The 20,494-nt window shown below is 69.1% G+C and carries 18 protein-coding genes and 1 tRNA gene; 2 read left to right on the forward strand and 17 right to left on the reverse strand.

Annotated elements, in window-relative coordinates; all coding sequences use genetic code 11:
- Positions 1–67 precede the first annotated feature (67 nt).
- From rho to A3IC_RS60350, 7 genes are all read right to left on the reverse strand, one after another.
- On the reverse strand, positions 68–2,173 hold the full coding sequence (gene rho / locus A3IC_RS0145440; RefSeq protein ID WP_020556716.1) for a transcription termination factor Rho: 2,106 nt from the start codon (positions 2,171–2,173) through the stop codon (positions 68–70).
- 555 nt (positions 2,174–2,728) lie between these two features.
- Positions 2,729–3,643: a homoserine kinase gene (gene thrB, locus A3IC_RS0145445; RefSeq protein WP_020556717.1), complete on the reverse strand. Its 915-nt coding sequence runs from the start codon at positions 3,641–3,643 to the stop codon at positions 2,729–2,731.
- A gap of 480 nt (positions 3,644–4,123) precedes the next feature.
- Positions 4,124–5,206 (reverse strand): threonine synthase, encoded by a 1,083-nt coding sequence (gene thrC, locus A3IC_RS0145450; protein WP_020556718.1) that lies wholly within the window; start codon positions 5,204–5,206, stop codon positions 4,124–4,126.
- A gap of 7 nt (positions 5,207–5,213) precedes the next feature.
- Complete coding sequence (locus A3IC_RS0145455) at positions 5,214–6,506, reverse strand: homoserine dehydrogenase (protein WP_020556719.1); 1,293 nt, start codon at positions 6,504–6,506, stop codon at positions 5,214–5,216.
- A 255-nt stretch (positions 6,507–6,761) separates the two neighbouring features.
- Positions 6,762–8,150, reverse strand: a complete 1,389-nt coding sequence (gene lysA, locus A3IC_RS0145460; protein WP_020556720.1) for a diaminopimelate decarboxylase — start codon at positions 8,148–8,150, stop codon at positions 6,762–6,764.
- A 130-nt stretch (positions 8,151–8,280) separates the two neighbouring features.
- The gene (gene argS / locus A3IC_RS0145465; RefSeq protein WP_026219486.1) at positions 8,281–9,933 is read right to left on the reverse strand and encodes an arginine--tRNA ligase; all 1,653 of its coding nucleotides are present in this window, start codon (positions 9,931–9,933) and stop codon (positions 8,281–8,283) included.
- 290 nt (positions 9,934–10,223) lie between these two features.
- Positions 10,224–10,685, reverse strand: a complete 462-nt coding sequence (locus A3IC_RS60350) for a response regulator transcription factor (protein WP_245599835.1) — start codon at positions 10,683–10,685, stop codon at positions 10,224–10,226.
- 182 nt (positions 10,686–10,867) lie between these two features.
- On the opposite strand from A3IC_RS60350, the gene A3IC_RS0145475 reads away from it, so the two are divergent.
- Positions 10,868–10,939, forward strand: a tRNA-Arg gene (locus A3IC_RS0145475).
- A gap of 255 nt (positions 10,940–11,194) precedes the next feature.
- Here A3IC_RS0145475 and A3IC_RS0145480 read toward each other — a convergent pair.
- From A3IC_RS0145480 to A3IC_RS0145525, 10 genes are all read right to left on the reverse strand, one after another.
- Positions 11,195–12,574: a tyrosine-type recombinase/integrase gene (locus A3IC_RS0145480; protein ID WP_020556723.1), complete on the reverse strand. Its 1,380-nt coding sequence runs from the start codon at positions 12,572–12,574 to the stop codon at positions 11,195–11,197.
- Positions 12,571–12,780: a helix-turn-helix transcriptional regulator gene (locus tag A3IC_RS0145485; RefSeq protein WP_020556724.1), complete on the reverse strand. Its 210-nt coding sequence runs from the start codon at positions 12,778–12,780 to the stop codon at positions 12,571–12,573. The genes A3IC_RS0145480 and A3IC_RS0145485 overlap by 4 nt, the downstream gene beginning before the upstream one ends.
- Positions 12,777–14,372, reverse strand: a complete 1,596-nt coding sequence (locus A3IC_RS0145490; RefSeq protein ID WP_026219487.1) for a replication initiator — start codon at positions 14,370–14,372, stop codon at positions 12,777–12,779. Before A3IC_RS0145490 ends, A3IC_RS0145485 begins: the two co-directional genes overlap by 4 nt.
- Positions 14,369–14,647 (reverse strand): hypothetical protein, encoded by a 279-nt coding sequence (locus A3IC_RS0145495; RefSeq protein WP_020556726.1) that lies wholly within the window; start codon positions 14,645–14,647, stop codon positions 14,369–14,371. The genes A3IC_RS0145490 and A3IC_RS0145495 overlap by 4 nt, the downstream gene beginning before the upstream one ends.
- A complete protein-coding gene (locus tag A3IC_RS0145500) occupies positions 14,640–14,969 on the reverse strand; it encodes a hypothetical protein (RefSeq protein WP_158696359.1) in 330 nt (109 codons plus the stop codon). The genes A3IC_RS0145495 and A3IC_RS0145500 overlap by 8 nt, the downstream gene beginning before the upstream one ends.
- Before the next feature lie 32 nt (positions 14,970–15,001).
- Entirely contained in the window at positions 15,002–16,396 is a 1,395-nt protein-coding gene (locus A3IC_RS60355; RefSeq protein WP_052174100.1) for an FtsK/SpoIIIE domain-containing protein, read from the reverse strand.
- Between the two features lie 91 nt (positions 16,397–16,487).
- Complete coding sequence (locus A3IC_RS0145510; RefSeq protein ID WP_020556729.1) at positions 16,488–16,889, reverse strand: hypothetical protein; 402 nt, start codon at positions 16,887–16,889, stop codon at positions 16,488–16,490.
- Between the two features lie 109 nt (positions 16,890–16,998).
- Positions 16,999–17,730 (reverse strand): GntR family transcriptional regulator, encoded by a 732-nt coding sequence (locus A3IC_RS0145515; protein ID WP_020556730.1) that lies wholly within the window; start codon positions 17,728–17,730, stop codon positions 16,999–17,001.
- 133 nt (positions 17,731–17,863) lie between these two features.
- On the reverse strand, positions 17,864–18,292 hold the full coding sequence (locus tag A3IC_RS60360; RefSeq protein ID WP_079027109.1) for an ATP-binding protein: 429 nt from the start codon (positions 18,290–18,292) through the stop codon (positions 17,864–17,866).
- A 289-nt stretch (positions 18,293–18,581) separates the two neighbouring features.
- On the reverse strand, positions 18,582–19,325 hold the full coding sequence (locus tag A3IC_RS0145525) for a GntR family transcriptional regulator (RefSeq protein ID WP_020556732.1): 744 nt from the start codon (positions 19,323–19,325) through the stop codon (positions 18,582–18,584).
- An 89-nt stretch (positions 19,326–19,414) separates the two neighbouring features.
- Between A3IC_RS0145525 and A3IC_RS0145530 the strand changes: the two genes are divergently transcribed.
- Positions 19,415–20,491: a DUF1152 domain-containing protein gene (locus A3IC_RS0145530; protein WP_281174588.1), complete on the forward strand. Its 1,077-nt coding sequence runs from the start codon at positions 19,415–19,417 to the stop codon at positions 20,489–20,491.
- Positions 20,492–20,494 lie beyond the last annotated feature (3 nt).

Below are 20,494 nucleotides of genomic sequence, written 5' to 3' on the forward strand. Positions count from 1 at the left end.
GGCATCGGCGTCGTCTTCCGACTGTGCCGACCCGGGAGCGACCCCCGGACCCCACGCCTGGGCCCGACTAGTCGTTCGGCATCGGCGTCGTCTTCTGAATCTGCATGAGGAACTCGCCGTTGCTCTTGGTCTTCTTCATCTTGTCCAGAAGCAGCTCGATGGCCTGCTGCTGGTCGAGCGCGTGCAGCACCCGGCGCAGCTTCCAGACGACCGCCAGCTCGTCCGAGGCCATCAGGATCTCTTCCTTGCGGGTGCTGGACGCGTCCACGTCCACCGCTGGGAAGATCCGCTTGTCGGCGAGCTTGCGGTCGAGCTTGAGCTCCATGTTGCCGGTGCCCTTGAACTCCTCGAAGATCACCTCGTCCATCCGCGAGCCGGTCTCGACGAGCGCGGTGGCGAGGATGGTCAGCGAGCCGCCGTTCTCGATGTTGCGCGCCGCGCCGAAGAACTTCTTCGGCGGGTACAGCGCGGTCGAGTCGACACCACCGGACAGGATTCGGCCGGAGGCGGGCGCCGCGAGGTTGTACGCGCGGCCCAGGCGGGTGATCGAGTCGAGCAGCACGACCACGTCGTGACCCAGCTCGACCAGGCGCTTGGCCCGCTCGATGGCCAGCTCGGCGACGATCGTGTGGTCCTCGGCAGGCCGGTCGAAGGTCGAGGAGATGACCTCGCCCTTGACCGAGCGCTGCATGTCGGTGACCTCTTCGGGGCGCTCGTCCACGAGCACGACCATCAGGTGGCACTCGGGGTTGTTCACGGTGATCGCGTTGGCGATCGCCTGGAGCACCATCGTCTTGCCCGCCTTGGGCGGCGCGACGATCAGGCCGCGCTGGCCCTTGCCGATCGGCGACACGAGGTCGATGATCCGCGTGGTCAGCGCGCCGGAGTCGGTCTCCAGACGGAGCCGGTCCTGCGGGTACAGCGGGGTGAGCTTGTTGAAGTCGGAGCGCTGCCGCGCCTGTTCCGGCTCCATGCCGTTGACCGTGTCCAGGCGCACGAGCGCGTTGAACTTCTCCCGACGCTCGCCGTCGCGCGGCTGGCGCACCGCGCCGACGATCGCGTCACCCTTGCGCAGGCCGTTCTTGCGGACCTGGGCGAGCGAGACGTACACGTCGTTGGAGCCGGGCAGGTAGCCCGAGGTCCGCACGAAGGCGTAGTTGTCGAGGATGTCCAGGATGCCCGCGACGGGCACCAGGACGTCGTCGTCGGCCAGCACGGGCTCGTTGGTCTCGAAGCCCTCGCGGCCGCCGCGGCGACGGTTGCGGTCGCGGTAGCGGCCACGACGCCGACGGCCGCCGCCCTCGAAGTCGTCGTCCGGACCCATCGGGTCGTTGTCCTGCTGCTGCTGTTGCTGCTGCTGCTGCTTGCCGCGCTCGCCGCGCTCGCCGCCGCGGTCGGCCCGCTCGGCGCGGTCACCGCCGCGCTCGGCGCGCTCGTTGTTGCGGTCGCCGCGTTCGGCCCGCTCGCCGCGCTCCGGGCGCTCGGCGCGCTCGGTGCGCTCGCCGCCGCGCTCGCCGCCGCGCTCGCCGCGGTCGCGCCGGTTCTGGCCGCGCTCGCGACGCTCACGACGGCCTTCCCGCTCGCCGCCCTCGCGCTGCTCGCCCTGGTCGTCGCCGGTGCGCTCGGTGCGCTCGCCACGACGGCGCGTGGGGGCCTCGACGGCCTCGGCCGCCGGCTCGCCCTGCTCGCGCCGGGTGCGGCCGTTGGTGGGCGCCTCGGCGGCGGCCTGGACCGGGATCTCGATCTGCGGTGCCTCGACCGCGACCCGCGTACGGGCGGTCCGGCGGGCCCGGGTGGGCGCCTCCGCGACCGGAGCCTCGGCGGGCGCCTCCGCGGCGGCCTCGGCGGGCGCCGCGCCGTTGTCCGCGGCGGCGGCGGCCTTGGCCCGGGTCGCCCGGGCCGGCTTCGCGGCGGCAGCGGGAGCGGCGTCCGAACCACCCTGCTTGGCCTGGATGGCCTCGATCAGCTGGCTCTTGCGCATGCGACCGGTGCCGCTGATGCCCAGACCGGTGGCGACCTGCTGCAGCTCCGCCAGCACCATGCCGTTGAGGCCGGTGCCCGTCGAGCGGCGGCGCCGCGTGGCGGGAGCGGGGGCGTCCGCGGTGGCAACCGCGTCACCCGAGGCGGACGCGGCCTGCGGCGTTGCGTCCATGAGTTCGGTGGTGTCGCTCACGAAGGGTCCTTCCCTGGAGCGGGCGTCGGCCTTGAGGGGGCTCGGCGACCGGTTGTGCTGTCCGTCCCGCTTCCAGTGCGGTCCGGTGCGGTGGTCCGCCGGATGGCGGGAATCGTCGAAAATGTGCCCGGTACTGCGAGGATCGGGCTCATGTATGCCTGTGGGGGCTCGTATTCCTGTAGGGGAAGTGCCCTCGGGTCCCCGGGATGAGCTCGACGCGGCGCGGTGGTTCCGCCGGTCTGTATCGGGGAGCCACGTTCGTCACGAAGGACAGGCAGGAGGGGAGACTCCCAAAGGATCGTGGCCACAGAGCACCGAACGCGCCCAACCCTATGCGGGCGGGGGATCTGGTGCGGTGATGACGCTAACACTACCGGACCCAAGAGACATTCCCCCACCCCATCGCTCCCCCGGCGCAGCCCTTTTTTTCCTGCGGTAGTGCAGTGGAGTGAACGGATCCACCACCGTCGCCGACCGCCGGCCCGGTCGCGCGGGCCTGCCGACGGGCCGGTTTTGCCTACCGGGCGTACTGCCAACGAACAGCTGGTACGCAGGTCACGCCAGTGGCATGACGCTTGCTCCGGCCCCGTCCACGTCCAGTTGCCGAACCACCCAATCGGGCCCGGCGCTGCCGATCGCCTCGTCCACGCGGTCGTGCGTGACCAGGGCGAGCACGGTCGGCCCCGCGCCGGAGACGACCGCGGCCATCCCCTGTGCGCGCAGCTTGTCGATCAATTGGGCGCTCGCGGGCATCGCGGGCGCTCGGTAGGTCTGATGCAGCCGGTCCTCGGTCGCGGCGAACAGCAGGTCCGGACGCGAGGTCAGCGCGGTGACCAGCAGGCCGGCGCGCCCCGCGTTCGCCGAGGCGTCGCGATGCGTCACCTTGGCCGGCAGCAGACCGCGCGCGACCTCGGTGGACAGCGGAGTGGCGGGTACGAACACAACGGGAGATATACCCCGGTCGGGGGTCGATCGCACCGCCCGGGGGCCGTCCTCGTCGGTCCAGGCGATGGTGAAGCCGCCGAGCAGGCACGCCGCGACGTTGTCCGGGTGGCCTTCGAGCTCGGTCGCCAGGGCCAGGGTGGCCTCGTCGTCGAGCCGCTCGGCGCCGCCTATCGTCAGCGCCCGGGCCGCGATCACGCCGGCGCAGATGGCCGCGGCGGACGAGCCCAGTCCGCGCCCGTGCGGGATGCGATTGGCGCACACCACGTCCAGGCCGGGCGGGCGGCCACCCATCGCCTCGAACGCGGCGTAGGCCGCGCGCACGACCAGGTGGTTCTCGTCCCGAGACAGGTTGTCGGCGCCCTCACCTGCGATATCGATCGACAAGCCCTCGTCCGCGACCCGGACGGCGACGTCGTCGTACAGTCCGAGCGCGAGTCCGAACGCGTCGAACCCGGGACCCAGGTTGGCGCTCGTGGCCGGGATGCGAACCCGGACGGGGGCGGCACGGAATGCGGGGCCGGCCATACGCGTGGACACTCCTCCTCGTGGAGTTCCGGGCACCTTCGCGGGACGGTCCGAACCGGTGGCGCATTCGGGAAATCGCGGGTGCTGCGGAACGGCAGGAACAGACGCGAGACTCGGGCGGCATGCGCCGCGGAACGAGTGCAAGGTCGCGTCCGGTGATCAGCCTACCGAAGGTGCGTTCCCTCGCGGGACACCGTAACCACCGCGTCGTGGGATTGGTACCGGAAATGGGATCGAAAAGGACCGGTGGCGGGCGACGGGTGACCGTCGACCCGCCCTGGTGTGTTCCGACCACATTTCGCACCGCTTGCCGGGTCGGCTTTCCGGGTGGGACCGACTTTCCCGAGCGGGGTCGGCTTTCGGGGACCCGGCCCGACTTTTTCCACCCGCGCCGCGACGTGGCATTTCGGGTCGGCGGCGCGGATCGCTTTCCGACGGGTGTCGGGAGCGGTGGTCCGGGCCGCCGACGCGTGGTACGGGTCAGCCGAGGCCCAGTTGGGCGGCGGCGGCGGACGCGTCGATCGGCACGACGACCGGCTTGGGTGCGCCGGCCACCGCCCAGTCGGGGTCCTTGAGGCCGTTGCCGGTCACCGTGCAGACGATCCGCTGGCCCGGGTCGACTCGGCCCTGTTCGGCCGCCTGGAGCAATCCGGCCACACTCGCGGCGGACGCCGGCTCCACGAAGACACCCTCCTGCGCGGCCAGAAGGCGGTATGCCGACAGGATCTGACGATCGGTCACCGACTCGATGTGGCCACCCGATTCGTCCCGCGCGGCGATCGCGAAGTCCCACGAGGCGGGGTTGCCGATCCGGATCGCGGTGGCGATCGTCTGCGGCGAGAGCACCGGCGCGCCGTTGACCAGCGGCGCCGAACCGGCCGCCTGGTAGCCCCACATGCGCGGTCGGCGGCCGGCCGAACCGTCGGCCGCGTACTCGCTGTAGCCCTTCCAGTACGCGGTGATGTTGCCCGCGTTGCCCACCGGAAGCACGTGGATGTCGGGCGCGTCGCCGAGCATGTCGACGATCTCGAAGGCGGCGGTCTTCTGGCCCTCGATGCGGACCGGGTTGACCGAGTTCACCAGCGCGACCGGATACTTTTCGGCCAGGTCGCGGGCGAGCGTGAGGCAGTCGTCGAAGTTGCCGTCGACCTGGAGGATGCGCGCGCCGTGCACGAGGGCCTGGCCCATCTTGCCCAGCGCGATCTTGCCCTGCGGCACCAGTACGGCGCAGACCATCCCGGCGCGCACGGCGTATGCGGCGGCGGAGGCCGAGGTGTTGCCGGTGGACGCGCAGATGACCGCCCGGGCGCCCTCCTCCTTGGCCTTGGAGATCGCCATCGTCATGCCGCGGTCCTTGAAGGACCCGGTCGGGTTGGCGCCCTCGACCTTGAGGTGAACCTCACATCCCGTGCGCTCGGAGAGCACCTGGGCCGGGACCAACGGCGTACCACCCTCACGCAGGGTGACCACGGGTGTGTTCGCCGAGACCGGCAGACGGTCGCGGTATTCCTCGATGACCCCGCGCCACTGAGTGGTGCGGACGCCTTCCTTGAGCGCGCTCACGGTCCCTCTACTCCCCTTCGACCCGCATGATGCCGGCGATGTCACGGACGATGTCCATACCGCGCAGATCGGCGACGGTCGCCGCGAGCGCGGCGTCGGTGGCGGTATGGGTGACGATCACGAGTGTGGCATCCCCGTCCCGACCCTGCTGACGCACCGTGTCGATGGACACGTCGTGCTGGGCGAACACCGCGGCCACCTGGGCCAGCACGCCGGCCCGGTCGGCCACGTCCAGGCTGAGGTGGTAGCGGGTACGGGCGATGCCCACCGGCTGCGGGGTGAGCCGGGCGTAGGCCGACTCGCCGGGCCCGGTCGCGCTGGAGAGCTTGTTGCGGCAGACCGCGACCAGGTCGCCGAGCACCGCGCTCGCGGTCGGCGCGCCGCCCGCTCCGGGGCCGTAGAACATCAGCTGCCCGGCCGCCTCGGACTCGACGAAGACCGCGTTGTACGCCTCGCGCACCGACGCGAGCGGGTGCGTACGCGGGATCATCGCCGGGTGCACGCGGGCGCTCACGCTCTGCCCGTCGGCGCCGCGCTCGCAGATCGCCAGCAGCTTGACCACGCAGTCCATCGCCTTGGCACTGGCCACGTCGGCGGCGCTGACCTCGGTGATGCCCTCGCGGTACACGTCGGCGGCGGTCACCCGGGTGTGGAAGGCCAGACCGGCCAGGATCGCGGCCTTGGCCGCGGCGTCGAAGCCCTCGATGTCGGCGGTGGGGTCGGCCTCGGCGTAACCCAGCGCGGTGGCCTCGTCGAGCGCCTCGGCGAAGCCGGCACCGGTGGTGTCCATCCGGTCCAGGATGAAGTTGGTGGTGCCGTTGACGATGCCCAGGACCCGCTCCACCTTGTCCCCGGCGAGCGACTCGCGAAGCGGGCGCAACAGCGGGATCGCGCCGGCGACGGCGGCCTCGTAGTACAGGTCCACGCCGTGTTTCGCGGCGGCGGCATGCAGCGTGGAGCCGTCCTCGGCCAGCAGCGCCTTGTTGGCGGAGACCACCGAGGCGCCGTGCTCCATCGCGGACAGGATCAGGCCGCGGGCGGGCTCGATGCCGCCGATCACCTCGATCACCACGTCGATGTCGTCGCGTTTGACCAGTTCCACCGCGTCGGTGGTAATCAGCGCGGGGTCGATGCCCGCGCGCTCGCGCCCGGCGCGGCGCACAGCCACCCCGGCGAGCTCGATCGGGGCCCCGATTCGGGCGGCGAGGTCGGTCGCGTGCGTCGTCATGATGCGGGCCACTTCGGAGCCGACCACACCACAACCGAGCAGCGCCACCTTCAGCGGCTGCGTACGCATCATCCGACCTCACTTCTCGAAGACAAAGGTTGTCCGAGTCTGCCGTCCGGGGGATTTCGGAGACAGGCAGTGCCGACAAGTGTCGCTCGGATCATTGCCCGAACCGGAGGCCGGTCCAGGATCCGAGACGACAAATATTGCGGCCTCGCATGCGGGCGACGGGATTTTCTCCCGAGCCCGGGGGCCGCCACGCGGCGACCCCCGATCGTTGCATTGTTCTTGTTTCGTTGTTCTCTTTTTTGCCGTCGCCGGGCCGATTCAGCCGATGTCGAGGCGGAGCAGGTCCTCTTCGGTTTCGCGCCGCACGATCACGCGTGCGCTGCCGTCGTGGACCGCGATCACCGGCGGGCGGGTCACGTGGTTGTAGTTGCTCGCCATCGAGCGACAGTAGGCGCCGGTGGCGGGCACCGCGAGCAGGTCGCCGGGGGCCAGGTCGGCGGGCAGGTAGGCGTCCTTGACGATGATGTCGCCGGACTCGCAGTGTCGGCCCACCACGCGCGAGAGCATCGGCGCCGCGTCGCTCGCGCGTGAGACGAGTGTCACGCTGTACTCGGCGTCGTAGAGCGAGGTGCGGATGTTGTCCGACATGCCGCCGTCGACGCTGACGTAGGTGCGCAGACCCTCCAGCGGCTTGATCGTGCCCACCTCGTACAGCGTGAAGGTGCCGGGTCCGGCGATCGCGCGGCCGGGTTCGACCGACAGGCGGGGAGCGGCCAGGCCGGCGGCGGCGCATTCGCGGCGCACGATGTCCAGCAGCGAGGCGGCGATCACCGCGGGCGACTGCGGGTCGTCGGCGGAGGTGTAGGCGATGCCCAGACCGCCGCCGAGGTCGATCTCGGGCAGTTCGACGCCGTGCTCGTCGCGGACCGCGACCAGTAGGCCGACCACCCGACGCGCGGCGACCTCGAAGCCGGCCGTGTCGAAGATCTGCGAGCCGATGTGCGAGTGCAGGCCGACCAGTTCGAGCGACTCGAGCTTGCGGATCCGGCGGACCGCCTCGGCCGCCAGGCCGTCGGCCAGCGAGAATCCGAACTTCTGGTCCTCGTGCGCGGTGGCGATGAACTCGTGGGTGTGCGCCTCGACCCCGACGGTGATCCGCACCAGCACCTTCTGCGTGACACCGCGCCGGTCGGCCAGGAAGGCCAGCCGGCTGATCTCCTCGAACGAGTCGACCACGATCCGGCCTACGCCGACCTCCAGCGCGCGCTCCAGCTCGGCAGCGGACTTGTTGTTGCCGTGGAAGGCGATCCGGGCCGGGTCCATGCCCGCGGACAGCGCGACCGCCAGCTCGCCGGCGGTGCACACGTCAAGGTTCAGGCCCTCTTCGGCGATCCAGCGCACCAGCGCGCGACACAGGAATGCCTTGCCCGCGTAGAACACGTCGGCGCCCTCGAACGCCTCGCGCCAGGCGCGGCAGCGGGCCCGGAAGTCCGCCTCGTCGAGGATGTAGGCGGGGGTGCCGAACTCGCGCGCGAGCTCGCGCACGTCCAGGCCGGCGATGGTGACCACACCGTCGGCGCCGCGCTCGGCGCCCGCGGGCCAGATCTTGGGATCGAGCAGGGTCAGGTCCTCGGGCGCGATCGGCGGCGCGCCGTCGGGCAGGACGTCCGCGTGGCGGGGACCGGCGGGGTGGGCGGAGCGGCTCATGTCGTGGTGCTCCCCGTGGGGTGAGGGCGTCGGTGTGGGGTGGGTTGCGGCCGGTGGCCGGTGGCCCGGAACGGCCGAAGGCCGGGCATGTGCCCGGCCTTCGGCCTGTCGCCAGCGTTGTGACGAACCGTCACATGCGCTCGGGGGCGGACACCCCGAGAAGGGCGAGGCCGTTGGCCACCACGGTTTTCGTGGCTTCGGCCAGCCACATTCGGGCGTGCGTCAGGTCGGTGACCTCTTCCTCGCCCTTGGGCAGAATCTGACAGTGGTCGTAGAAGCGGTGGTACGTGCCGGCCAACTGCTCCAGGTAGCGCGCGACGTGGTGCGGCTCGCGCATCTCGCCGGCCTTGGCAACCACACGCGGGAACTCGCCGAGCATGCCGAGCAGATCGGACTCCCACTCGGTGGACAGCAGCTCGGGCTTGAACTCGCCCTTGACGATGCCGCGTTCGGCCGCCTTGCGCTCGACGGCGGACATCCGCGCGTGCGCGTACTGAACGTAGAACACGGGGTTCTCGTTCTTGTGCGACGTGAGGATGTCGATGTCCAGCGTGATGGTGGAGTCGGTGGACGAGCGCGCCAGCGAGTACCGCGCGGCGTCGACGCCGATCCACTCGACGACGTCGTCGATGGTGATGATGTTGCCCGCGCGCTTGGACATCCGGACCTCTTCGCCGGCGCGCATCATCTTCACGAACTGGCCGACGATGATCTCGATGTTGCGCTCGGGGTCGTCGCCCGCACAGGCCGCGATCGCCTTGAGCCGCCCGACGTAGCCGTGGTGGTCGGCGCCGAGCATGTAGACGGCGACCTCGTTGCCGCGGTCGCGCTTGTTCAGGTAGTACGCGGCGTCCGAGGCGAAGTAGGTCTTCTCGCCGTCGGACTTGATCAGGACCCGGTCCTTGTCGTCCCCGTAGTCCGTGGTGCGCAGCCAGATCGCGCCGTTGTCGTCGTAGACGTGCCCCTGCTCGCGCAGCCGCTCGATCGCCTTCTCCACCGCGCCGGACTCGTGCAGCGTGGTCTCGGAGAACCACACGTCGAAGTGCGCGCCGAAGTTCTCCATCGAGCGCTGGATCTCGGCGACCATCAACTTGAGCCCGGTGGCCCGGAAGACCTTCTCCTGCTCGGCCTCGGCCAGGCTCGGCACGTCGGGCCGCTCGGCGACGATGTCGGCGGCGATGTCGTTGATGTACGCCCCGACGTAGCCGTCCTCGGGGACGGGCCGACCGTTCGCCGCCGCCATCAGCGACTTGCCGAACTTGTCGATCTGCACGCCGGCGTCGTTGATGTAGTACTCGGTGGTCACATCCGCGCCGGACGCGCGCAGGATCCGCCCCAGCGAGTCACCGACGGCGGCCCAGCGCACGCCGCCGATGTGGATCGGCCCGGTCGGATTCGCCGAGACGAACTCCAGGTTGATCTTGAGCCCGTCGAACGCGCTGTTGCTGCCGTACTCGGCGCCGGAGGCGACGATGGTGCGGGCCAGCTCGCCCTGGGTGGCCGTGTCGAACGTGATGTTCAGGAAGCCCGGGCCGGCGATGTCCACCTTGGCCACACCGGGCGCCTGCGCGATCCGCGCGGCCAGCAACTCGGCGATCTCCCGCGGCGGTCGCTTGGCCGGCTTCGCGAGCTGCAACGCGATGTTCGTCGCGTAGTCCCCGTGCTCACGGTTCTTGGGTCGCTCCACCGTCGTGCTCTCGGGCACGGCAACGGCGAGCTCGCCCGCCTCGACGGCGGCACGAACCGCGGACAACACTGACTGCGAAAGCTCTGCGGGGGTCACGGGGACAAGCGTAGGCGACCCGCCGCCCAACCTACCCGGCGGGCGGGGTGGGCCATTCGAGTGAGACTCCCGAGGAGGGTCCGGGCACGAGGACCCGGTGCGTCGGTCGCGGGGTGGGCCGACGGGTCCGGCGCGGGGTGGGCCGCGGGCCGCGGCCGCGATGTCCGGCGCGGGATCGGTCGAAGGATCAGGCAGGGGTCGACCGAAGGATCACCGGCGCGGAATCGGCTGAGAGATCCGGCGCAGGGATCGGTCGCGGGGTCGGCCCAGCCATCCGGCGCGGGGTCGGCCTAACCATCCGACGCGGGCTCGGCCGAGGGATCCGGCGCGGGGTCGGCCGCGAGCTCGGCCGAGAGGTCCAGCGCCGAATCCGTCGAGGGATCCGGCAGGGGATCGGCCGACAACGGCTCCGGCGACAACGCGCGCACGAGCCGAATGAGCTGCTCCGGATGAAACGGCTTGGTCAAATACCCGTCGACCCCGACCGCCCGCGCCCGGGAGAAGTCCTCATCCTGCGCACAGGCACTGATCATCAATATCTTCAACTCACTGGTCCGCGGATCCGCCCGCAACCGAGCAGCGGTCCCGATCCCATCCAGATGCGGCATCACCACATCAAGCGTGACCAAGTCCGGCCGCACCTCGTGCACGAGCCGCAAACACTCCTCACCATCACACGCGGTACTGACCACGAACCCCTCCAGCCGCAGATTGACCGCGATCAGCTGCCGAATCACCTCGTCGTCATCCACGACAAGCACCCGCGCCGCCTCACCACCAATCCCGCCCACGCCAGTGAGGTTAGGCCCCCCACACCCACCTGGGGGCCCGATCCGCACATCTCATCCACACCTCCCCCACGCCCCCTCCCCACCCCACCCATCAACCCCTTCGCAACCCACTCCCCAGAGCTGGTAATGTTCACATCACCCGAGCCCCTGTAGCTCAGGGGATAGAGCAACGGCCTCCGGAGCCGTGTGCGCAGGTTCGAATCCTGCCAGGGGCACACAGCGTCACCAGGATCAGCAGCCACGAAGCCACGTGAGCTGCTGTTTTTGTTTCCGGCCTCTTTTTCGCCGTCACGATGTGTGTCACGCGGTGCAGGCGACAGCAGGCGTAGGACGGCCGCTGTGCAATATACGTGCAATGATCTTGAGGGCGTTTCCGCAGGTCACAGTGCGTTTCCGGCGTATCTGCGGCGTGGCCCGGAGACGACGAAAGCCCCGGACCCCTCCGGAGCTTCCTGTCACCTGACGGCTGATCAGTCGTCGTCACCGAGACCATCCGAGATGCGCTTGTTGATCAGGTCGCGCTGCCCGTCGATGCACTTGGCGTAGATCTTCAGGAGCACATCCACCGAGTGCCCGAGCCGTTCAGCGACTTCGGTGGCCGGCACTCCCGCGTTCAACCAGAGCGACGCGCAGGCGTGCCGAAGGTCGTACGGCCGGGCCGCCAAGGGTGACGTGACCTGCTCGTCGGTCAGCGCGATCCGGCGTGCCTCCTTCCACACCCGGGAGTACGAGGAAGAGGCCAGCACGCCGCCTCGCTCACTTGGGAAGAGTCGGCCGTCAGGTGCCGTCCCGAACTCTTCGATGTGCGCGCGAAGCATCGCGACGAGTTGCGGAGGGATGGGCACCGGACGCGTGTCCTTGTCCGCCCGCTGCTTCAGGCCGCGCTCGTCGTGCGCGTGGCCGTTGTCGGTCCAGGTCTTGCCGGCGGCTGGCCGAGTCGTGTGCAGGGTCAGCGAGCCCCAGCCCGATTCCGGTAGAACACAGTCGGCCCGCCGGAGGTTGACCGCTTCGGCCGGGCGCGTCCCGGCGTAGTAGAGGACCGCGAAGAACGCTCGCAGTCGACGGCCGCCGGCCCGCTTGTGGCCACCCACGTAGGTGACCGCGGTCAGCAGCTCACGAGCCTGCGTCGGGTTGGCGACCGCCCGCCGGTCCACCGAGGCGGCAACCTTGATCCGCTTGCGTTTGACCTTGTCGATCGGATTCACGGTGAGGTGTTCGAGTTCCACCGCGTAGTCCAGGACGTTGTAGAGGACCGAGCGCTTACGCCGCAGCGTCTCGGCGCCGGCTGCGGTGCCATCGAGCTTGAGCCCGAGAGCATCCAGCACCCCATGCACGCGCTTGGCGTCTTCGAGTGCGGTGATGGGCAGCGACGCCTTCTCGATCCACGCGACCGCCTTCGTGATCTCACGGGGCCGATCGATCTCACGTCGCGTCGGAGGCAGCAGAAAGAGCCGCAGCGCGCGACGGAGCGTCTTGACGTCGGGTCGCCCCTTGGCGTCGGCCACGAGCGCCGGGAGTGCGGTAGCGAGGGCATCCGTCATGCTGTCGCGCGACTTCGCGGCGGCATTAGGCCACTTCATCTCCATGTAGGCGAGAGCGAACGCCAGCACCGAGGTGGCTTCCTTGGCCTTGACCATCGACTCGGGAAGGCCACTCACCAGGTCGAACGGTTCGCCGTCTTCCGCCGCACGAATCAGACGCGACCGGAATCGGTCGGCCAGCCCCTTGGTCCCGAACGTCGCCGACTGCCGCTCGGTCCCGACGAGCCACCGCAGGACGTAGGAGGGCTTCTTGCTGCTCTGATTGCGGGACACGGCCCAGATCCGGACCTTGTACGTCTTGTCCGTCACGCCGCTTCCTCCGCCCGGGTGTCGAGCCATTCCGCGAACGCCTTGCGTGTGATGCGGAGTTCGCCGTTGGGGAGCTTGTGGCAGGCCGGAGCGAGGCCGAGTTCACGCCAGCGGTAGAAGGTCCGGCGGGACAGGCCACCGAGCGCTTCGAGGACTTCCGGAACGGTCAGGAGTTCGATATCGGGGATCTTGGTCTTCCTGGTCATGCCGCCCTCCCCCGGGCAGTTGCCGAATTGTCGAGCGTCCCGTCAGCGCGCGCTTTCGCGTCATCCATGGCCTTGCGCCACCGCACCCGCTCAGCCACCGCCCGAAGGAGCCGATGGGACAGCGGCTCGACGTCCGGCTCGTCACGGCCCACCGGTTGCCAGATGAAGCGATTGGGGTCGGGTACGTCGGCGGCTTGGCCGATCAGGTCGAGGACCCAGGTCCGGCGCTCCGTCTTGTGGTCGGCCATGGTCTTGCCGGACCACTTGCGCGAGACCAGGACACGCCGGCCGCCGTAGCCGAGGTGGGTCCGGCGGTGTGCCGTCGACTTGCAGCAGCCGGGACGCAGGCCCGCGCGAGCGTTCTTCGGCTGGACCCCGTACAGCAGCCAGTTCGCGCACGTTGGCGAGCAGGGCTCGTAACGCAGGGCTTCCACGAGTCGATCCACGTGCGCGTGCTGGGCCCCGCTCTGGGCCTCGTGGGACTCGTGGGCGGACTTGTTGAGGTACTTGGTCAGGTAGCCGATGCAGCGCCGCGCGTCCTGCGAGCCGACCAAGACGCCCTTCGCGTCGACCTGAGTCCCGAACCGGGCGACGTGGATCGGCTCCGCGTCGTCGGCCAGGATGTCCAACGCCTTGTCCCAGGTGGGCAGTTCGACACCACTCACCGGGTCGAGATAGGCGCCGGCCTCCGTGTCCCAGACCGGCGGAAGGTCGGTCGAGTAGACCGGCTCATCGCACGCCGGCCACCACACCTGGTGATAGGTGGCCGCCGCCACCTGGCGGAGTTCGGCCCGCGAGACCGTGCCCCGGATCGCCAGGTGGATATGCGGAGCCAGCCGCCGCTGATACTCCACCGCACCGAAGTACTGCACGTCGAAGCCGACCAGGCGCCGCAGGTTCTGCACGAACCGATCGACCAACTTCGAGAAGTGCAACGCGTCCCGGGCAGCCGCCCGGTAGTCGTACGCCGAGGCGTCCACGGGTGTCCCGTCGCGGCGTACACGCCCGTACGACGGCAGCGTGAGGGTGACGAACAGCGACGGCCGGAACACCTTGCCGTCCGGTGTGGTGTACGCCCTGCCGACCGTCCGCGCATCGACCTCACGCCGAGGCAGATCCGAAGCATCCTGCCGCCGCCGCGTGGACCGCACCCGCCGCGAGACCGGATCGGGGTCGATGTTCCCGCGGACCCCCGAGTCGGCCAACTCCGCATCCACCGCGGCAAGATCCTCGCCGAGTTCATCCCGGTCGTCATCGCGCGCCAGGTCGTGCTTCTTCGTCCAGTCCGCCCGCAGCTCGGCCAGCAGGCGCTGTTCGTCGGTCGGCTCGTCGGCTTCCTGAATCGGTTCCTCGGTCAGATGCCACCCCTCACGGCACTGCGCCATCCTCAGCCGCCGCTTCCGCTCGGCACAGGTCGGGCACACGCTCGCCAACGTCGCCCCGCAAGGCACGTCGACCACGGTCGTCTCACCGGTCTCGACATCCGTGCGCCGCAAGGCAATCGGCCGGACACAGACCCCGTGCTCTTGAGCCACCGCCCGCACGACCTCGCGCGCAAGTGGCATCCGCGCACGTTCCGCCCGGGTAGTCATCGATCACCAGCCGGGGGAAGCGGACCGTATTTCCGTTGAAGTTCAGCCATGAACGCGTCGTCGCTCCGCCGCATCTGGCCGACCAGGTCTGCGCGCACCCGATAGAGCGCCGTCAGGGCCGTGTCGATGCCCTGGACAGCGGAGTTTGCCGCCTCACGTCGTTCCGCCAAGGTGGGCCCGTCCGTCTCCCCCGTCCAGATGGCAACCGCTTTGCCCGCGAGTGCCAGCAGGTTGCGCGCCGCGGCCATGCGCTCGCTCATGCTCCGCTCAGCCATGGCGCGACTCCTCACCAGTCGCTTCACCGCTCAGACGTCCACGCGACCACACAGTGATCGAGGCGCCTGCGATGCTGCCCACCGCCTGGTAGTGCACGTACGACGCCCCCGACGTGGTCACGTTGGCCGAGGTCGTCACGCCCTTGGCGATCTCACCGGCCCACATCGCAACGGCCTCCGCGGCGAAGGCCGAGTCGGTGTCGACGAACACGCGCGCCGTCACGTTCCACTCGTCCGATTCAGCGCTCCACACCGTGTGGACAGAGACCAGGTCGGGCAGCGCCGGGCGGGCTTCGATCAGCGCGGCCAGGCCCGCGAGCACGTCCCCGAGGTCTGCCAGGGTCGGAATGAACCTCATGCCGCTGCCGCCAATCCACCACGTCGGCCGTAATCGTGAACCATCGCGTCGATCGCGTGATCGGAGACGAACGCCGCTCGAACACGCACCGGTTCCGGCTGTGTCTCGTGCTTGACGTAGCCGACGCCCGCACCGATCTCGGGTTGAGGCGAGATCAGGTCCGCTGCGGCGCCCCGCTCCCGAGCGCCGTTGCCGAGCACCATGTCCACCTGGTTCGGCTCGTCCAGCCGAAGCGCGATCCGGTCCGGGAACAGGTTGCGAATGTTCATGACCTCTTTGCGCGGATCCTGCAAGGCCCCGATGACGCAGAACCCGACGGACCGCCCCTGGGACGTGAGCGTGGCTATCGCGGCATCCGCGCGCTTTCGTAGATCGCGGTCCGGTTGATACGCCGTCAGGAACGCCAGCTCATCGACGATCAACACGACGAACGGGCAAGCGGGGGAAGCCTCGTGCTTGCGCACCTTGCCCGCGAACGTCTGGGCCCGCGTGTTCATCTCGCCTGCGGCGTCTTCCAGGAGTTCGACCATGGCCGCCGGCTCACAGGCATACCGGTGAAAGAGCGACCGGCCGTAGGACAGCTCCATGCGTTTCGGGTCGCATGCCCAGAGCTGCACGATGCCCGAGCAGGTAGCCGGAAGGAGTGCGCGGATGACGCCCCAAAGGACCGAGCCCTTCCCCGCACCGGTCACCCCGGCCACCAAGACGTGCGTTCCGTGAAGTCGCAGCCGCCACGGCGACCCGTCGTCACACCGCCCGATCTCCGCAGACGCGAAGTCCGGCGTCCACGGATCCTCGCGCTCCTCCGCCGGCCGCCCGAACCGGATGGACGCAAGGCCGGCAGCCCGTTTGGTGACATCGCCCAATCCGGGCAATGGAGGAGCTTCGAAGGATTGGGCCAAGGGGTCCGTAAACCAGGCCCGCAGTACGACGACCCCGCGAGCAGGTGAAGACACTTCGACCCGGAAGACCTTCCAGGTGTGTGCGATGCCTTCGACGTGGTCACCGAGGTTCTTCGGGATCTGCCCCGGCAGGAGGGACACAACGACGTCGAAACCCAGTTGGTGGCGCCGGATACGCAGGATCTTCGGATACCGGTACTCGAATGTCTCATCGATCCGGGACACCGGTTCCTGCTGCCATAGGCCGAGCGCCTTGGACAACGCGGGCCAGCCCCTTCGCACTCGTGCCGCGAAAGAGAACAGCCACCACCCGACGCAGGCCACCGCCGAGGTCAGGTAGATGGAGACGACCAGATACGAGGCAGTCAGGCCGGCTTTCGCCCGCACCGCCTCGTAGACGACATACAGGGCCGCGAGTAGTAAGGCCCCGAGCTTCACCCAGGGCCGGTTGAGGACATGCATGATGGGAGACACCCCTTCGAAGATCACCAGGTCGTTCGGATGGGGCGGCCCCGGTGCGTGAGACCCGCCAAAGTCAGTTCGCACCGGGGCCGCGTCGTACTCCGTGCACGACGAGCCGTCAGCCCGCCGTCTTGATCGCGCTCTTGAGCGGTCCGCCCGGCGCACGCAGGCCGGACGCGCGGTAGGAGAACGCCACGCGGTTGTTGGACTGGTTGACGTACGCCGTCACCGTCAGGCCCTCGAACTCCACCGGCCGGAACGGCAGTCCGGGCAACGCGTCCGGAAGGACCGGCTCGGAGTCGGAGGCGACCTTGACCTTCACGGTCGCCTCGTTGGCGTCCGGGTCACCGTCGACCACGGATACCGCCCAGACCGGCAGCCCGGTCGTCTTGTCGCGCGCCTGGACCTTCACGCCGCCCTTGGACGCCTCGAAGTCGGCCATCGGCACCACCGACTTCGCGAACGCCCCGAACGGGAACACCGCCGCGAAGGACACCGGGATCGCACCCTTGATTGCCACGAACCCACTCCTTGTCCAGTTGACTTATCAAGCACTCTCGAAGTTAGACATGACAGGTTGACTTGTCAAGTTGCTTTGCGGAGGAAACCCGCCACACGCGGCGGGATCCTCACTGGACCGAGTAGACGTCTTCCAGCTCGTGGCGGTCGCCCGCCAACACCACGTCCGCGACGTACCAGCCCCGACCGGTCGAGTCGTGGCCGATCACCAGTAGACCGAGGACCGGCTCCCCCGCCGGCAGCTCCAGCAGTTCGGCTTCCTGGCTGTCGGCGAGCCGTGCGCAGATGCGCTCGGTGATGTGGTCGATGCGGACCTTGCCTCGGCTCTCGAGATGCGCCCTCAGCCCGCCGGGCAGCGCCTGATCCGAGGCCAGGTCCGTGCGCTCCGCGAGTTCCAGCGGGAAGTAGGACGAGACCAGTTCCGAGGGTCCGTCCTCATCGCGCACCAGCCACCGGCGAAGTAGGGCCTTGGCACCGGGAGGCAGGCCCAGTGCGGATGCGGCTCGTCGAGGAAGGTCGACCGTCGCGGCCGCTATCAACTCACCGGGACTGGAGTCCTCGTCGCGCTCCATGACCTCCAGGCCACGGCGAGCCGGCGTCGCGCGAGACGACTCGGGCCGCCCTCGAACGAAGGTGCCCCGACCCTGCTGCGACTCGATCCAGCCGTCCTGTCGCAGGATCTGAAGCGCCCGCACCACGGTGGGCCGCGACATCCCGAATGCCTGCACGAGTTGGTGCTCACTCGGCAGGAGCGAGCCGGCCGGATAGGTGCCGTCTTCGATGCGCGACTGAAGCGTCTGCACCAGGCGCACGTACTTCGGTGGAGCCACCTCATACGCCATGCTGCACCCGGTTCTCACTTGACCTGTCAAACGGTTGACCCGTCTACATTCGCAGTAGATGTAGCCACTTTCAAGCTCATCCATGCAGCTCAGTCGTTCAAGCAGGCCACACATCACCGGCGAAAGTAGTTGGTCAGGGCAAGCGAACTGCGAACCACGCGACGGTCCCACCGTCCGGTCCGCGTTCACTTCCGCAGTCCTCGGAGAACGCGCCGACGAGGTAGAGCCCTCGCCCGTCGCAGTCTTCCGGTCCGGGATCACGCAAGGAAGGAATCCCGTGACCGGGGTCGTGAACTTCGATCCGCAGGACGTCCCCGTCCAGCCAACACAGCACGTTGATGAACCACTCACGCGCGATCTTGACGTGCTCGACCGCGTTGGTGACCAGCTCCGAGAGCATCAACACGCAGTCAGCGGAGTCGAATTCGGGGTGGAGTGTGGCCAGCAGCACCGACAGTTCGGCTCGTCCGGCGCCGACCGCTTCCGGTACGGGACGAAGCACAAGGCCGCCCACGAGTCGAGCCGTGGGGCTTGGTGCGATGGGACTGCTGGGGATGGACATCGTCACTTGCGCTCCTTACCGCTGCCGTCGCAGTCGAGGCAGCGCCGCTTCTGAGTGACCCTCTTTCGGTCGTTCGAGACGCTCAGCGCCGCGCTCGCCCGACCACCCACGTGCTTCCAGCCGCGACCGCGGCAGCGCGGGCACCTCCGAGACGGCGAGTCCCCCGGCTTCCCTGACGAGCCCATCCCGCCGCCCCCTTTCTCCAAGTGGCCTTAGCCACTTACTGGATGGTGGCATTGGCCACTTCGGAGCGCAAGCGGTTCTGCACAGATCGTCTTCCGGTGTGGTATCAGCCCAGCGGGTACTCGCGTTCGAAGGCCCATCGACCCTGCGGGTAGACCGCCTCCGCGAACTCCAACGGACGATCGCCATCGTCGTACACCGTGTGCCGAACGACCATGACCGCCGCGGGTTCGCTCATCCCCAGCTCAGCAGCCTCGTCGCCTTCCGCGAGTCGTGCGCAGACCCTGTCTTCGCCGTAACGGCCGTGCCGTCCGGTCACGTCCTCGACATAGGCGAGAGTGCCTTGTCGGATGCGCTCCGGGATCAGCAACAGCGGCGCGACCTCGGCAAGCATCGGAGCGAACCACGACGTCGAGACTTCGACCGGCCCACCCTCGTTGTTCGTCACCCGCCGGCGGTGGATCGCTTGCGTCGTTCCGGCCGGGAGCCCGAGGCCCCGCACGACGTAGTCCGGGGCATCGACCAAGCCCGTCGACTTGATCACCGCGTACTCGCCGGGCGCATAGATCTTGCCCAACTGACGAGCACGCCCGTACCGTTCGCGGGCCCGTCGGTGGATCTGCACTTCCTGAACATATGTACCGGAGCCCTGCCGCTTCTCGACCAGGCCCTGTTGCCGAAGCGCGTCGAGTGCTCGGGCCGCGGTCGGCCGAGAGACGCCCCATTGCGTCACCAAGGCCCGCTCGGAAGACACCTCATCGCCGGGGCGAAGGTCACCGCGCAGGNTCTGATCCCGCAGGAAGTTGGCGATCTGAAGGTACTTCGGCAAGCTCTCCTCGATCTCGGGCACTGCTCCTCCTAAAGTGGCTATGACCACTGGCCACTATAGGGCTGGGCCTGTTGCCACCCGCATAGGGTGACCATGTGACGCGGCTCTTAGTGGCTGCTGGAGGAGGTGGCGACGCCGTAGCCGCCGCCATGATCCACGCAGCCGAACACGGCACCGACCAAGAAGCCCTGATCCTCACGTACTCGTGGGATCGGCTCCTCATCGACCCACGCCCAGGACCGCGCAGCGCGGCCGACTTCGCCGGCCTGGAGACGTTGGCCCCCGGCGTCCTCGCGATCCGCCCGACGTCGGCTCTCGTCGACCCGGCCGGCTCGTCGACCCTGCCCCGGCTTTCGGGTGAAATCAGGCCCGCGATCGCGCTCTTGGACCCGTACCAGGGTGCCGACGGCTTGACCGAGCAGATCACTGCGGCCATCACCCACACCGGCGCGGACAGCATCGAGATCATCGACGTCGGAGGCGACGTCATCGCCCAGGGCAACGAGCCCGGCCTACGTAGCCCGTTGGCGGACGCCCTCACCTTGGCCGCATGCGCGAACGCCCACGTACCCACGGTCGTCACAGTCGCCGGCCCCGGCCTGGACGGCGAACTCCCCGAAGCCGAAGTCCTGTCCCGACTCGGCGATCCGGCCTTCACCCTGACCCGCGACCAGACGACCGCCTTCCTCCCGGTCTTCACCTGGCACCCCTCGGAAGCCACAGCCCTGTTGTCAGCAGCCGCCCGCGGCACCCGAGGAGTCTGCGAGATCCGCGACGCCGGCCTACCGGTCGTGCTCACCGAAGCCAGCGCCGGCGTCCACCGCCTCGACCTGGACGACGCGTTGGCCATCAACCTCCTGGCCCGGCGCCTCATCGCCACCACGTCCCTGGACCAAGCCGAGCAAATCACCCGCAACGTCTGCGGCTTCAGCGAACTCGACCACGAACGCAACAAGGCAACCTGGCTCAGCACCAGGCCGCCGACGGACGGCAGCAAGGATGACCGCTCGGCCCGCCTGGAAGCGTTCCTCACAGAAGCAGCCAACCGCGGCAGTGATTACGTCACGTTCCGCCGCCTAGCCGAAGCCCTGGAAATCCCCCAGCCCGAGTTGCCGGCCTTCCGAGCCGCTTTGATCGCGACCACCCCTGACTCGGACACGCCACTCATCTGGCACACGAGGACGTAAGCC

The organism is Embleya scabrispora DSM 41855, assembly GCF_000372745.1.
GTDB classification, from domain to species: domain Bacteria; phylum Actinomycetota; class Actinomycetes; order Streptomycetales; family Streptomycetaceae; genus Embleya; species Embleya scabrispora.

Bases quoted from the DNA above. Each gene is read 5' to 3' on its own strand.
- thrB (WP_020556717.1), bottom strand. From the start codon at position 3,643: ATGGCCGGCCCCGCATTCCGTGCCGCCCCCGTCCGGGTTCGCATCCCG.
- A3IC_RS0145455 (WP_020556719.1), bottom strand. From the start codon at position 6,506: ATGATGCGTACGCAGCCGCTGAAGGTGGCGCTGCTCGGTTGTGGTGTG.
- lysA (WP_020556720.1), bottom strand. From the start codon at position 8,150: ATGAGCCGCTCCGCCCACCCCGCCGGTCCCCGCCACGCGGACGTCCTG.
- A3IC_RS0145485 (WP_020556724.1), bottom strand. From the start codon at position 12,780: ATGACCAGGAAGACCAAGATCCCCGATATCGAACTCCTGACCGTTCCG.
- A3IC_RS0145490 (WP_026219487.1), bottom strand. From the start codon at position 14,372: ATGACTACCCGGGCGGAACGTGCGCGGATGCCACTTGCGCGCGAGGTC.
- A3IC_RS0145495 (WP_020556726.1), bottom strand. From the start codon at position 14,647: ATGGCTGAGCGGAGCATGAGCGAGCGCATGGCCGCGGCGCGCAACCTG.
- A3IC_RS0145515 (WP_020556730.1), bottom strand. From the start codon at position 17,730: ATGGCGTATGAGGTGGCTCCACCGAAGTACGTGCGCCTGGTGCAGACG.
- A3IC_RS60360 (WP_079027109.1), bottom strand. From the start codon at position 18,292: ATGTCCATCCCCAGCAGTCCCATCGCACCAAGCCCCACGGCTCGACTC.